At 71.8% G+C, this 13,021-nt stretch carries 12 protein-coding genes; 1 reads left to right on the forward strand and 11 read right to left on the reverse strand.

Features of this window, described 5'->3' with window-relative positions; translation table 11 throughout:
• Positions 1-64: 64 nt before the first annotated feature.
• Genes ACFY3C_RS05390 through ACFY3C_RS05410 form a run of 5 tightly spaced genes read right to left on the reverse strand, consistent with a single transcriptional unit; the run spans position 65 to position 7,678 of the window.
• Positions 65-1,369 (reverse strand): protein phosphatase 2C domain-containing protein, encoded by a 1,305-nt coding sequence (locus ACFY3C_RS05390; RefSeq protein WP_390769777.1) that lies wholly within the window; start codon positions 1,367-1,369, stop codon positions 65-67.
• Between the two features lie 3 nt (positions 1,370-1,372).
• Positions 1,373-3,841 carry a tetratricopeptide repeat protein gene (locus ACFY3C_RS05395; protein WP_386571635.1) on the reverse strand — a complete coding sequence of 823 codons (2,469 nt, stop codon included), beginning with the start codon at positions 3,839-3,841 and terminating at the stop codon, positions 1,373-1,375.
• Entirely contained in the window at positions 3,838-5,148 is a 1,311-nt protein-coding gene (locus ACFY3C_RS05400) for a hypothetical protein (protein ID WP_390769778.1), read from the reverse strand. Before ACFY3C_RS05400 ends, ACFY3C_RS05395 begins: the two co-directional genes overlap by 4 nt.
• Before the next feature lie 59 nt (positions 5,149-5,207).
• Positions 5,208-6,239 carry a glutamate ABC transporter substrate-binding protein gene (locus ACFY3C_RS05405; RefSeq protein ID WP_390769779.1) on the reverse strand — a complete coding sequence of 344 codons (1,032 nt, stop codon included), beginning with the start codon at positions 6,237-6,239 and terminating at the stop codon, positions 5,208-5,210.
• A 14-nt stretch (positions 6,240-6,253) separates the two neighbouring features.
• Entirely contained in the window at positions 6,254-7,678 is a 1,425-nt protein-coding gene (locus ACFY3C_RS05410) for a hypothetical protein (protein ID WP_390769780.1), read from the reverse strand.
• 212 nt (positions 7,679-7,890) lie between these two features.
• Here ACFY3C_RS05410 and ACFY3C_RS05415 point away from each other — a divergent pair, with 212 nt between their 5' ends.
• Positions 7,891-8,307 carry a VOC family protein gene (locus ACFY3C_RS05415; RefSeq protein ID WP_386571644.1) on the forward strand — a complete coding sequence of 139 codons (417 nt, stop codon included), beginning with the start codon at positions 7,891-7,893 and terminating at the stop codon, positions 8,305-8,307.
• Here the strand turns inward: ACFY3C_RS05415 and ACFY3C_RS05420 are convergent.
• The 6 genes from ACFY3C_RS05420 to ACFY3C_RS05445 all read right to left on the reverse strand — a co-directional run bounded on the left by ACFY3C_RS05420 (position 8,246) and on the right by ACFY3C_RS05445 (position 13,020).
• Positions 8,246-8,644 carry an ASCH domain-containing protein gene (locus tag ACFY3C_RS05420; RefSeq protein WP_390769781.1) on the reverse strand — a complete coding sequence of 133 codons (399 nt, stop codon included), beginning with the start codon at positions 8,642-8,644 and terminating at the stop codon, positions 8,246-8,248. The genes ACFY3C_RS05415 and ACFY3C_RS05420 overlap by 62 nt on opposite strands.
• Entirely contained in the window at positions 8,641-8,808 is a 168-nt protein-coding gene (locus ACFY3C_RS05425) for a hypothetical protein (RefSeq protein ID WP_390769946.1), read from the reverse strand. Before ACFY3C_RS05425 ends, ACFY3C_RS05420 begins: the two co-directional genes overlap by 4 nt.
• A gap of 89 nt (positions 8,809-8,897) precedes the next feature.
• On the reverse strand, positions 8,898-9,893 hold the full coding sequence (locus tag ACFY3C_RS05430; protein WP_390769782.1) for an N-acetylglucosamine kinase: 996 nt from the start codon (positions 9,891-9,893) through the stop codon (positions 8,898-8,900).
• Positions 9,884-11,149: a 6-phospho-beta-glucosidase gene (locus ACFY3C_RS05435; protein WP_390769783.1), complete on the reverse strand. Its 1,266-nt coding sequence runs from the start codon at positions 11,147-11,149 to the stop codon at positions 9,884-9,886. The genes ACFY3C_RS05430 and ACFY3C_RS05435 overlap by 10 nt, the downstream gene beginning before the upstream one ends.
• A 6-nt stretch (positions 11,150-11,155) precedes the next feature.
• Positions 11,156-12,049: a carbohydrate ABC transporter permease gene (locus ACFY3C_RS05440; protein WP_390769784.1), complete on the reverse strand. Its 894-nt coding sequence runs from the start codon at positions 12,047-12,049 to the stop codon at positions 11,156-11,158.
• 2 nt (positions 12,050-12,051) lie between these two features.
• Positions 12,052-13,020, reverse strand: coding sequence for a carbohydrate ABC transporter permease (locus ACFY3C_RS05445; protein ID WP_390769785.1), 969 nt, complete (start codon positions 13,018-13,020; stop codon positions 12,052-12,054).
• Between the last annotated feature and the right edge of the window lies 1 nt (position 13,021).

Here is a 13,021-nt window from a genome sequence, read left to right on the forward strand (position 1 = left end):
GAGCAATGCGTGTGGACGGACCGGTCCCCTCCGGTCCGTCGAGGCTTCCCCGTTCTGTATGGCCTCAGGCCGATCCTGCCCCCTGCGGCGGCGCCGGGAACGGCAGGACGGCCACTGTTACGTTGTCGTGGCCCCCGCCGTCCAGGGCGTGGCCGACCAGAACGCGGGCGCTGTGCAGCGGCCGCTCGGCCGCGTCGGCCGGTACGGCCTCGGACATCTCCTCGGCCGTCTCCGCGTAGTTCCACAGGCCGTCGGTGCACACCACCACGACACCGGGCCGGTCCGGCTTGAAGGAGGCGGTGTGCGGCTCCAGTTCGTAGGCGTCCGCGCCGAGCCAGCCGGTGATCGCGTGGGCGCGCTCGTCGGCGTACGCCTCCGCCTCGTTCATCAGGCCGGCCGCGACCATCTGCGCCGCCCAGGAGTCGTCCTCGGTCAGCCGGGCCGCGGGCGCGCCGCGGTCCGCCGGCACCCAGTAGGCGCGGCTGTCGCCGACCCAGCCGACCACCAGCAGCCCGGAGGCGACGATCGCGCCGACGATGGTGCACGCCGGGGCGTTCTGGTGCGGGGCGTGCTCGCGGTCCGCGGCGGGTTCCTCGACGAGCGCGTTGACGGCCTGGGCGGCGGACACGATCGCCTCGTGCATCGCCTGCTGCGGGTGGGTGCCGCGCGGCAGGGCGGCCAGCAGGGTGTCACCGGCCGCCTGTGCTGCGGCCGCCGAGGCCTCGTCCGGGCGGGTCGCCGAGGACACGCCGTCGCAGACGATCGCCAGGGCGGCGGGCGAGCCGTCGGGCAGCGCGGTGTGGCCGACCGTGAAGGAGTCCTCGTTGCGGTGGTGGCGCAGGCCGCGGTCGCTGACCGCGGCGACCGGGCCCGACTCCCGCTCCATGTGGTCGCGTTCGCGGGGCTGGGCGTGCCCGCAGTTCTCGCAGTAGCCGTCGCTGTCCACCCGGCCCGCCCGGCAGGCCACACAGACCGGCTGGGGCTCCTCCGGCACGGCGGCCGCCGCGCGCGGGTCCGGGGCCTGCAGCGGGTACTCGTCGGGCTCCGGGGGCCGGTCGAAGCGGACGCCGGGCGCGGCCGGCTCCTGGGCGTGCAGGGGCTTGCCGCCCGAGTCGGTGCCGGGCAGATCGGCCGGCAGATGCACCTCGCCCGGGGTGCTGCCGGAGCCGGCCGGCTCCGGGGCGGGCCAGTCCACGCCGTCCCCGGGCACGGGGGAGCCGGTCATGGTGAGCGTCGGATGGTCCTGCGGCGGGACGGGCACGACGGAGAGGTCGTGTCCGCACGCGCCGCAGAACAGGTCACCCGACTCGAGCGGCTCGGCGCAGCTCGGGCACTTCGACAGTGCGGCCTGCTGGGGCATCTGCGACATCAACTACACCCACGTCCGGGGGCGGTAACGGTTCGCCCGTTCCACCAGTTCGATCCTCTCCTCGCCGCCGGGCGCCAGCCGGGCCAGCGTGCGGTACGCGCGCTCCAGTCCGAAGCGGAGGCCCCGCTCGTCCAGACCGCTGCCGAGCAACACCCGTCCGCCGGCGGCGGGTCGGTCGGTGCCCTGGCCTGTGGAGAGTATCCAGTCCAGTGCGCTGCCGAGCACTTCGGCCGACAACTGCTCGCGCCGGGCCGGGTCCAGGCCGTACGCGTCCAGCGCCTCGACCTGGCCGGCGGCGGCCGTCAGATCGTCCAGGAACGGTACGTCCGCGGCGCTCGCGGTGCGCTGTCTGAGCCGCGCCCGGACCGCGGCGACCCGGGCGGCCGTGTAGTGGATGGAGGACTCCGGCACCGACTCCAGGGTCCGTACGGCACCACGTCGGTCCCCGGCCGCGAGCTGCACCCGGGCCAGCCCGAAGGCCGCGCTGACGAAGCTCGGGTCGGTCGCCCACACCAGGCGGTAGTACTCGGCCGCGTTGTCCAGCTGGCCGAGCACCTCGGCGCACAGGCCGAGCGCCAGCTTGGGCGCGGCCTCGCCCGGGAAGGCGTCGTAGATCGCGTCGAAGGACAGCGCCGCGCCCTCGAAGTCGCCGGTGACCAGGGCGGCCACGCCCCGGTACCACACCACCCGCCAGTCGTCGGGCCGCTCTTCGTCCAGCTTGGCCAGCGACATCAGCGCGGCCTGGTGGTCGCCGCTCTCCAGCCGGGCCCGGATCTGCCGCAGCCGGGTCTCGACGGTCTGCGCGGGCGCCGCGTCCAGCGCGCTGATCAGCTCGGCCGGCGCGGACGCCATCAGGCCGGCCAGGAAACCGGCGTTGGGGTCGCCCGGGTCGACCAGCGGGACGGGCAGGGCGAGGGCGGCGGCGGGGGTCGCGACCGGCTTGACGATCGACGCCGGGGGCAGCGCGGGAGCCGACTGGCCGCCCCCCACCTGCCGGGCCCCGAGCCGGGACACGTCCCCGTCCTGCTTGGGGAACAACTCGGTGTCCGTGACCTTCACTTCGGGCCCGAGCAGCGTCGACAGCGCGGGCCGGGCCTGCCCGGTCTGCAGCGAGACGACCTCGCGCAGGACCCCGGTCAGCTGCTCGGCCATCTCCTGCGCGGAGCCGAACCGGCGGGCCGGGTCGGGGTCGGTGGCGCGCACCAGGAGCCGGTAGAAGGACTCGTACCGGTGGAAGACCTCGATGTTGTCCGGGTCGGGCAGGGAGTCCACGAAGACGTTCGTGTAGCCCTGGAAGTCGAAGGTGAGCACCGCGAGCGTACGGCCCACCGTGTACAGGTCGCTCGCCACCGACGGGCCGACCTCGGCGACCTCGGGCGCCTGGTAGCCCACCGTGCCGTAGATCGCCGACTCGTCGTCGTCCATGCGGCGCACCGCGCCCATGTCGATCAGCTTGAGCTGGTCCTCGGTCTGGATGGCGTTGTCGACCTTGAAGTCGCAGTACAGCAGGTTGCGGCTGTGCAGATGCCCGAGCGCCTCAAGCGCTTCGATGCCGTACGCGCACGCCTGTTCCACCGGCAGCGGATCGCGCCGGCCGTCCGGTGTGCGGCGGGCGTTGGCGATCTCCTTCAGCGACTTGCCGCCGACGTACTCCATGACGATGTAGCCGTCGAGGGAGCCGGTGCGCTGGTCGAGGTGCTCCACGAAGTTGTAGATCCGCACGATGTTGGCGTGCTCGATCTCCGCGAGGAACCGCCGCTCGGAGATCGCGGCCGCCATCGCGTCCTGGTCGCCGGTGTCCAGCAGGCCCTTGAGCACCACCCACCGGTCGGACACCGCCCGGTCCACGGCGAGGTAGATCCAGCCCAGGCCGCCGTGCGCGAGGCAGCCCGCGACCTCGTACTGGCCGTGCACGATGTCCCCGGCCTTCAGCTTCGGCACGAACGAGTACGGATGCCCGCACTTGGTGCAGAACCCCTCCGTGCGCCCCGGCCGGTCACCGCGCGCCCGGCCCACGGGGGCCCCGCAGTCGGACCGCGAGCAGAACCGCTTCCGCTCGGGCACCTCCGGGTTCTCCAGCACCATCGCGCGCGGGTCGGGCCGCGGGACCTGCGGCACCGAGACGAGGCCGGCGCCCAGCCGCCCCCGGGCGGAGGCGCCGGAGGAGGAGCCGGAGCTGCGCACCGACACCGAGCGGCCGGTGGACGTGCCCGACAGGGAGCGCGAGAGCCGCCCGGACACCGAACGCCGCGACCTGGACGACTGCGACGACGTACGCGAGCTGCGTGAACTGCCGCCGCTCGCCGAGCCCTTGCCGCCACCGGTGATCCCGGTGGGCGGCGACCCGACCATGCCGGTCGCCGAGACGACCGGTGCGAGGCCGCAGGTGTCGCAGTACAGCTCACCGCCGCCGACGTCCTCGTACGTCCCCTCGCAGCCCGGCCGCTGGCACGTCCGCTGTGCCTGACTCATGACGACTCACTCCTACGGTCCTGAGGCTCGCCCTGCTGGGGAATCCTCGATGCGCCGAACTGCTCGGCCGCCGCCTGCTGGTAGCGCAGTACGGCCTGTTCGGCCACTCTCAGGTCGCAGGGCGCGCTCCACAGCATGCGCCGGGCGCTGTCGTACCGCTCCATCAGCAGGGGGTCCTCGGCCAGCCCGTGCCGGGCGACCTTCGCCTTGTACGCGTCCAGGCGGCCGCGCAGCTCGGCGCGGACCGCGAGCGGCGCGGTGACGGCCGTCAACGACTCGCGGGCGCGCATCAGTTCGTCCTCGGCCTTCTGCTCCAGGGACTCCAGGAGCGGGGAGAGCCGGTGCCACTGCGCCTGCCGCCGGTACTCGGCCGCGGTCGCCAGCTGTTCCTGCAGCACGGTCGGCGGCCCGCTGACGACGGGCACCTCGGTCGCGGCGATCTTGGCGAGCACCTCGCCGCGGGCGGTGCGCGCCTCGGCGAGGGTGCGGTCCGCGCGGGAGAGCACGTCCCGCAGCCGGATCAGCCGGGCCTCCGCGTCCTGGCGGACGGTCAGCACGGCGTCGATCTCCCGGCGTACGTCCTCCAGGGCGCGCGCCTCACGGTCGTACACCGTGGTGTCCGGGCGGCCGCCGCCGGGCGCCGAACTGCCCTCCGCCGGCACCCAGAAGGCGAGCGGGTCCGTGACCACGTCCTCGCGCAGCCTGGTCAGCGTGCGGGTGATGCGCTCCAGGTCGTCGCCGGCCGGGTGCTCGCCGGGGCGTACGCCCACGGAGTGCGCGAGCTTGCGGGTGCGCTGGAGTTCCGCGGCGAGTAAATCGATCCGGGCGGGCAGCGCCGACCAGACCGCGTCGGCGGTGACGACCAGGTCCAGCGAGGACGCGTACAGCTCGTTCATCCGGTCGACCAGGGTGCCGAGCGAGAAGCTCTCGCTGAGCTTGCTCGCGGCCCCGAGCGTGGCGGCACCGCCGGGCACGGTGACGGAGTCGCCGCGCAGCAGTTCGGTCAGCTCCACCAGGTCCTCGCGGCTGGACCAGCGGCGCCGGGCGCGGATCTCCCGGGCGGAGCGCAGCGCGGCCGTGTAGGCGTCGAAGTACGCCCACAGCAGGGTGATCGACGCCTCCGCGGCAGCCCAGCGTTCCCTGGTGACGCCGGTCAGTTCGGCGCCTTCGAGGAGTCTGCGGCCCGCGTGGTCCTGGAGGGCGAGCAGCGAGGTCTCGATCGCCTCGTGCTCGGCGCCGAGCCGCGCCAGTGCACGGTCCACCTCGTCCCGGTCCATCACCGGCCCGGCGGGGTCCGTGACGCCCATCGATCACCTCTCGCTGCTGTGTGGTTGGACTTGGGCGGGTTCTGGTCGGGGGCGGGGGGTCAGCTCTTGCGCAGGTACTCCGCGGTCGGCGGCTTGGACGCTCCCGAGTCCTTGCCCAGTGTGGCCGACAGCCATCGGTCGTACGACGCCTGCCAGCCGCTCGCGCGGTAGCCGACCAGGATGCGATTGACCCGGCGTACCAGATCGTCGGCGTCCTTCTTCATCGCCACGCCGTAGTACTCGGTGGTGAACGCCTCGCCCTTCAGCTCGACCGTCGGGTCCTGGGCGGCCTGGCTCGCGGCGAGCGCGCCGTCGGTGACGACCGCGTCGACCTCGCCGAGCTGCAGCCGGACCAGGCAGTCGAGCTGGTTGGGGACGGTGGTGGAGATGTCCGTGGAGGCGGGCAGGGTGCCCTTGTCCCGGTCGGCCTTCAGCTTGAGGTAGGCCGTGGAACCGGACGCCGTGCAGATCTTCTTGTGCGCGAGCGTGCCGTTGTACCCCTTGATCGGCGAGGACTTCGGCGCCAGCACCTGCTGCCCGGTCTTGAAGTACGGGGCGGAGAAGGCGACTTCGCCGAGCCGCTGGCAGGTGATGGTCATCGTGCGCACGACCATGTCGACCCGGCCGTCCTGGATGGCGGTGATGCGCTGGCTGGTCGGTATCGCTTTGAACTGCACCGCTTCCGGGTCGCCGAGGATGTCCGCGGCGATCCGGTGCACCAGGTCGATGTCGAAGCCCTCCAGCTCCGCGCCCTCGGTGTTCGGGTTGCGGTAGCCCCAGTGGTAGCTGTTCTGGTCGACGCCCACCACCAGCTTGCGCTTGGCGCCCGTACGGGACTTGATGGCGTCGATCGTCGGCCCGTCGGCGCCGGACGGCGACAGCGTCTGCTTCTGCGCGTCCGAGTCCTTGCAGTCCGAGGCCCGGGCCTGGGTGGCCTCGGCCATTCCCGGGCCGGCCGTGCGCCCGTCCTGGCGGGCCTCCTGGGCTCGCGGCAGCAGCAGGACGAACGCCAGCGCCAGGGCGCACAGCACCGCCATCGCGCCGACTCCGCCCCAGCCCCGCAGGGAGGCCCGTGCACGTGCTGCGTACATCGTCCTGCCCCCTGTCACCGGTACTCCGAAAGCCTGCGTCCGATGCCGGCGACCGCGCCCGCGGCACCGAGGACCGCCAGGACGGCGGCGCCGATGGGCAGCCCGGTCATCGCGTCCCGTCCGTCCCCGGCGGCCTGCTTGAACTCGGCCTGCTCGTGGTCGATGGCCAGGGCGAGATTGCGGTCGACGCTGTCGAAGCACTCACCGGTCGCGCCCTTGCCGCCGATCACCATGTCCAGCGCCTGCTGGTAGTTGCCGTTCTCGTCCTCGGTACGGGCCGAGGTGTGGCGCTTCTTCCACACCGCCATGTTGCCCTCGGCCGCCTTGACCGGCTCGGTGCCCGCCCGGTCGTCGGCGAGCCCGTCGGCCTCGGTGAGGCCCTTGCCGAGCACGGTCATGTCCTTGTCGAAGTCGTAGTAGTACGCGTCGTACGTCTGTCCGCCGACCGTGACCGTCTCGGCGCCGCGCGCCACCAGGCTCAGGTTCTCGTTGCCGCGCGCCTTCAAGGACGCGATCCGAGCGTCGTGCAGGACCTTCAGCGAGCGGATGCCGTGGTCGTACGAGCCGTTGAGACCCGAGCGCGCGACGGCGTGCCCGACGACCAGCCACAGCAGCACCACGGCGGTGGCGGCGGTGGCGGCGACCAGGCCGTGGTTGAGGAGGCGGTTGGTGCGCCGGTACGTGCGGTGCTGGGCCCAGCCGAGCGCGGCCAGCGCGAGCACGCCGAGCGCGATCGCCACCCACGGGTACGGCGTCGCGTCCCCGTAGTCGGCGTCGAGCCGCTGGTTCTCCTTCGTGTAGAGATCCTCCGCCGCCGGGAGCATCTCCTTCTGCATCTTCTCGTTGGCGTACCGCAGATAGGCGCCGCCGACCGGATAACCCTGCCGGTTGTAGGTCCGGGCGCGCTCGATGAGGCCCTTGTACTCGGGCAGCAGCCGGTTCAGCTCGGCGATGGTCGCCTCGGAGGGGGATCCCGGCTCCGCGTTGGCGGCCGCCGTGACGAGCCCCGCTGCGGCCGTACGGATGTCCTTCTCGTACCGGTCGCGCGAGTCCGCGCTCTCCTGCCCGCCGGCCAGGAACCCGCTGGAGGCGGCCGTGTTGGCGTCGGCCAGCGAACGGTAGATGCCGGCGGCGCCGGAACTGAGCGGCTGGCTGCGGTGCAGCACGTCGTCGGCGGCGGCCGCCCGCTCGGAGGCCTGCCAGGCGGTGACCGCGCCGAACGCGACGACGAGCAGCGCGAGGACGGCCCCGATGATCCGCAGCCGCCCCGGCTCGGTGGTCGCGGCGGCCCGCACCTGCTCGACGCCTTCGACGAAGGCGGTGCGGCGCGGGACCGGGGGCGGGCCCACCCGTGCGGGCGAGCCGGGCTGAGAGGGGATCGCGGGCATGGCGGGGCCCGCCGGTGGCGGCGCCGCGCTGCTCTTCGGCGGGTGTGTCACTTGACCTCCCCCATGGTCATCCGTTCGCCGCCAAGTATCACCGCCCGGACTGACATCCGCACCAGCCTTCACTCGATCTTGATCGGATCGCAGCGCAACCCACGGCGTGACGGCGCGGGGCGCTGGCCGCACCACCCCCCGCTGATGAACACGCCGGGTGCGGCGGATCGGTTCCCCCGCAACCCACGGCACCGCTTGTACCCTTCGCCGACATGCACGGACGACCGAGCCACGACCCGGGCTCTCCTCGCATGTCACGCCACGACTGGTGGGGGGTGGTCCTCGAAGCCCCCGACCCCCACGCCCTCGCCCGCTTCTACTCCGAACTCCTCGGCTGGGAGATCGCCAAGCAGGACCCCGACGGAGCGGCCATCACCCCACCGGAAGGCGTCGCCTACCTCGCCTTCCAGCGCGCGGACGACTACGTCCCCCCGGTCTGGCCCGCCCGCGAGGGCACCCAACACATCACCATGCACCTCGACTTCGAGGTGACGAACCTGCCGACCGCGGTCACCCACGCCCTCGAACTCGGCGCCCGAGAGGCCGACCACCAGCCCCAGGCCAACGTCAGGGTGCTGCTCGACCCGGCCGGGCATCCGTTCTGTCTCTACCTGGACGACAGCGACTGATCTCGATGGCGAGCGTGCCGAGGGCCTCCTTGTCGGTTGGGTAGATGGCCCGGATGTTGGCAAGCTGCTGTTCTCGGGTGGCGGTCGGGTTGACGTTCGCTGGTCCCTCGCCGTCGAGCAGGGCTTCGAAGCTCGGATACTCGGTGACGCGCTCGACCTCGACCTCACAGGTCTCGTCGGTGCCCTTGATGCGGAAGCGGATGGTGTCGCCTGCGGCGAGGTCGGCGAGGTGCGGGTACTTCACCCGCACCTCGATGGTTTTGGCGCCCGAAGTCACGAGGTCGAAGTACTGGCGAAAGAGGTTGAGTTCACGTACGCGGGCGATGCGGTCGGTCATGAGGTGGGAACGCTCCTGGGCGCTGTTGCGGTCATCAGACGGCCGATCTCGGCGGCCGAGTACGAGCGGAAGAAGTGCCGGGGGTCGGACAGCAGGATCTCGGAGGTGGCCAGCAGCCGTTCGACGCAACCATCGAGCGGGCCCGCACCATCCTCGAAGACCACATCGCCCGAGAGGGGCCTTCCAGGTCAACTGCAAGGGCGGCATTCTGGTCTGCCGCCGCTGAGCAAGCAGCAGACCACTCTCCCGGTGCTCAGTCCCTCCTCTCCCAGTACGCCCGCGCTCGCTCCTGCGCCCCCACCCCCACCCCCGCCCCCAGCCGGTCCAGGCCCAGCAGTGCCGCGCCCAGGACGGGGCTGGCCGTCACCACCCGGACGTCGGCCTTGGGGGCGCGGGACGACAGCAGGTCCTGGATGGTGTCGTTCAGCTGGGTGTGGCCGGCGGTCAGGACGCTGCCGCCGAGGAGGACGGGGGTCTGCTCGGTGAGGAGGTCCAGGCGGGTGAGGGCGACCGTGGCCATCGTCGCGACCTCCTCCGCGAGGCGGTGCACGATCGAGCGGGCGATCGGGTCGCCCTGCGCGGCCGTCTCGAAGAGGACGGGGGTCAGTTCGTGGCGGCGGTTGTGTTCGACGTGCTCCAGGTGCAGGGCCTCGATCAGGGCGTACATGGAGGGGAGGTTGAAGTGGGCGGGGAGGGTGCGGGACAGCGCCGTCGGCTCGCCGCGGCCGTCCTCGGCGCGGGCCGCGTACCAGAGGGCCTCCTCGGCCAGGCCCCAACCGCCGCCCCAGTCGCCGGAGATGCGGCCGATCGCCGGGAAGCGGGCGGTGCGGCCGTCGGGGCGCATGCCGACGCAGTTGATGCCCGCGCCGCACACCACGGCCACGCCACGGGGCTCGGCCACGCCCGCCCGCAGGATCGCGAAGGTGTCGTTGCGGACCTGCACCGAGGTGCCCCACGCGCGCGCGTGCAGCGCGGTCGCCAGCTGCTCCTCCTCGACCGGCAGATCGGCGTTGGCCAGGCAGGCGGAGACGTGCGAGGCGGCGGGCAGGCCCGCGTCCGAGAGGGCCCGGGTGACCGGGTCGGCGAGGGCGTCCATCGCTGCCGCGACGCCCACCGCCGGCGGGCGGAAGCCCCCGCCGCGGGCCGTGGCCAGGACCTCGCCGTCGGCGGTGACCACGGCCACGTCGGTCTTGCTGTTGCCCGCGTCGATGGCGAGGACACTCCCGCATTCAGGTGTGGTCAGGCCCACGCCAGGTGCTCCCGGTTGTGCGCGACGAGTTGGTCGGTGAGGGCCTCGGCGTACTCGTACTGGCCGATCAGGGGGTGGGACAGCAGCGCCCGGAAGACGCGGTCCCGGCCGCCGCGCAGCGCCGCCTCCAGGGCCAGGTCCTCGTACGTCGTCACGTTCGCCACCAGGCCCGCGTACAGCGGGTCCAGGTCCGGGACCGGCAACGGCACCGGGCCTGTGGGGCCGACGGCCGCCTGGACCTCGATCACCGCGTCGTCAGGGAGGAACGGCAGGGTGCCCTTGTTGAGGGTGTTCACCACCTGGTACGGGCTTCCCGTGCCGCCCAGCAGGGCCGCCGCCAGGTCCACCGCCGCCTCCGAGTAGAAGGCGCCGCCCCGCTTGGCCAGCAGCGCCGGCTTCTCGTCCAGGGCCGGGTCGCCGTACATCGTCAGCAACTCGCGCTCCATCGCGGCGACTTCCTCCGCCCGGGAGGGCTTGGTACGCAGTTCTCGTACCACCGCGTCGTGCGCGTAGAAGTAGCGCAGGTAGTACGAGGGGACCACGCCCAGGCGGTCCAGGAGGGGGCGGGGCAGACGCAGGTCGTCGGCGATGGCGTCGCCGTTCTCGGCCAGCAGCTTGGGCAGCACGTTCGCGCCCTCGGGGCCGCCGAGGCGCACCCCCGTCTCCCAGGTGAGGTGGTTCAGGCCCACATGGTCCAGGTGGACGTCCTTCGGGTCGGTGCCCAGCATCGCCGCGAACTTGCGCTGGAAGCCGATCGCCACGTTGCACAGGCCCACCGCACGGTGGCCCGCCTGGAGCAGGGCGCGGGTGACGATGCCGACGGGGTTGGTGAAGTCGATAATCCAGGCGCGGGGGTTGGTGCGGCGGACGCGTTCGGCGATGTCCAGGACGACCGGGACCGTGCGCAGCGCCTTGGCCAGACCGCCGGCTCCCGTCGTCTCCTGGCCGATGCAGCCGCACTCCAGCGGCCAGGTCTCGTCCTGCCGGCGGGCCGCCTGGCCGCCGACGCGCAGCTGGAGCAGTACGGCGTCGGCGCCCTCGACACCCGCGTCCAGGTCGGAGGTGGTGACGATCCGGCCCGGGTGGCCCTGCCTGGCGAAGATCCGGCGGGCCAGGCCGCCCACCAGCTCCAGGCGTTCGGCCGCCGGGTCCACGAGCACCAGTTCCTCGACGGGCAGGGTGTCCCTGAGGCGCGCGAAGCCGTCGATGAGTTCGGGGGTGTAGGTCGAGCCTCCGCCGACCACGGTGAGTTTCATACGTGGTTAACCCTTCACTCCGGTGAGCGTGACGCCCTCCACGAACGCCTTCTGGGCGAAGAAGAACACGAGGATCACGGGGGCCATGACCAGCACGGTCGCGGCCATGGTGAGGTTCCAGTCGGTGTGGTGCGCGCCCTTGAAGGACTCCAGGCCGTAGGAGAGGGTCCAGGCGCCGGGGTTCTCCGAGGCGTAGATCTGGGGGCCGAAGTAGTCGTTCCAGGCGTAGAAGAACTGGAAGAGGGCGACGGCGGCGATGCCCGGTTTCGCCATCGGCAGCACGACCCGCAGCAATGTCCGCAGGTCACTGCAGCCGTCCACCTTCGCCGCGTCGACGTACTCGTTCGGGATCGTCATCAGGAACTGGCGCAGCAGGAAGATGGAGAACGCGTCCCCGAACGCCATCGGGATGATCAGCGGCCACAGCGTGCCGGACAGGTCCAGCTGCTTCGCCCAGAACAGGTACATCGGGATGATGATCACCTGCGGGGGCAGCATCATCATCGAGATCACCAGCATGAGTGACAGGTTGCGGCCCCGGAAGCGGAACTTCGCGAGCGCGTACGCCACCGGGATGGAGGACATCACGGTCAGCACGGTGCCGAGACCGGCATAGATCAGGGTGTTCTTCCACCAGGTCAGAAAGCCGGGCGTGTCGAAGACCTTGCGGTAGTTGCCCCACTCCCAGGTGTGCGGGATCAGGTCCCGGCTGAGCGCCTGGGTGTCGCTCATCAGCGAGGTCAGGAACACGAACACGAAGGGGAGCGTGAAGAACAGCGCGGTGGCGATCCCCAGGGAGTGGATCGCGATCCATTCGAGCAGCGCCCGGCGGCGGGCGGTCCGCTCCGCCCCGGACACCGGCGGCGCCAGCTTCACCGGCTGGTCCAGTACTTGGGTCATGGTCAGTCACCTGCCTGGATGAGACCGCCCCGGCGCCGCATCAGGAACGCGGTGAACACCATCGACAGGGCGAACAGCACCAGAGCCACCACACAGGCCGAGCCGTAGTCGAAGCGCTGGAAGCCGAGGTTGTAGACGAGCTGGGGGAGGGTGAGCGTGGACTTGTCCGGGTAGCCGGGCTCGAACTGCGTGCCCGCGCCCTGGATCACACCCGAGGCGACCTTCCCCGCGATCAGCGGCTGCGTGTAGTACTGCATCGTCTGGATCACGCCGGTGACCACGGCGAACATCACGATCGGGGAGATGTTCGGCAGGGTGACGTAGCGGAACCGCTGCCAGGCCGACGCACCGTCCAGCTCGGCCGCCTCGTACTGCTCCGTCGGCACGTCGAGCAGCGCGGCCATGAAGATGACCATCAGGTCGCCGATGCCCCACAGCGCCAGCAGGGTCAGGGCCGGCTTGGACCAGGCGGGGTCGTTGAACCAGCCCGGCGCCGGGATGCCCACCTTCTCCAGGATCGAGTTGACCGGTCCCGTACCGGGGTTGAGCAGGAAGGCGAAGGCCATCGTCGCCGCCACGGGCGGGGCGAGGTAGGGCAGGTAGAAGAGGGTGCGGAAGACGCCCGCGCCCGTCTTGATCTTCGTGATGAGCAGGCCCACACCGAGTCCGAAGACGACCCGGAGGGTCACCATGACCAGCACCAGCCACAGGGTGTTGCGCAGGGCGGGCCAGAACAGCGGGTAGTGCTCGAAGACGTACGTCCAGTTCTTCGTTCCGCTCCACGTCGGCGGTTTGAAGCCGTCGTAGTGCATGAACGAGAAGTAGACCGTCGAGATCAGCGGGTACGCGAAGAAGACCGCGAAGCCGATCAGCCAGGGCGACATGAAGGCGGCCGTCCGCAGTGCTTGTTTCCGCTGCTTCGCAGCGAGGCCAGCCCTGCGGCGCTTCGAGGCGAGCGTGATCGTGCGCATG

The organism is Streptomyces sp. NPDC001410 (genome assembly GCF_042895235.1).
Classification (GTDB): domain Bacteria; phylum Actinomycetota; class Actinomycetes; order Streptomycetales; family Streptomycetaceae; genus Streptomyces.

Bases quoted from the DNA above. Each gene is read 5' to 3' on its own strand.
- ACFY3C_RS05435 (WP_390769783.1), bottom strand. From the start codon at position 11,149: ATGAAACTCACCGTGGTCGGCGGAGGCTCGACCTACACCCCCGAACTC.
- ACFY3C_RS05415 (WP_386571644.1), top strand. From the start codon at position 7,891: ATGCACGGACGACCGAGCCACGACCCGGGCTCTCCTCGCATGTCACGC.
- ACFY3C_RS05445 (WP_390769785.1), bottom strand. From the start codon at position 13,020: ATGCGCACGATCACGCTCGCCTCGAAGCGCCGCAGGGCTGGCCTCGCT.
- ACFY3C_RS05390 (WP_390769777.1), bottom strand. From the start codon at position 1,369: ATGTCGCAGATGCCCCAGCAGGCCGCACTGTCGAAGTGCCCGAGCTGC.
- ACFY3C_RS05420 (WP_390769781.1), bottom strand. From the start codon at position 8,644: ATGACCGACCGCATCGCCCGCGTACGTGAACTCAACCTCTTTCGCCAG.
- ACFY3C_RS05400 (WP_390769778.1), bottom strand. From the start codon at position 5,148: ATGGGCGTCACGGACCCCGCCGGGCCGGTGATGGACCGGGACGAGGTG.
- ACFY3C_RS05405 (WP_390769779.1), bottom strand. From the start codon at position 6,239: ATGTACGCAGCACGTGCACGGGCCTCCCTGCGGGGCTGGGGCGGAGTC.
- ACFY3C_RS05440 (WP_390769784.1), bottom strand. From the start codon at position 12,049: ATGACCCAAGTACTGGACCAGCCGGTGAAGCTGGCGCCGCCGGTGTCC.
- ACFY3C_RS05395 (WP_386571635.1), bottom strand. From the start codon at position 3,841: ATGAGTCAGGCACAGCGGACGTGCCAGCGGCCGGGCTGCGAGGGGACG.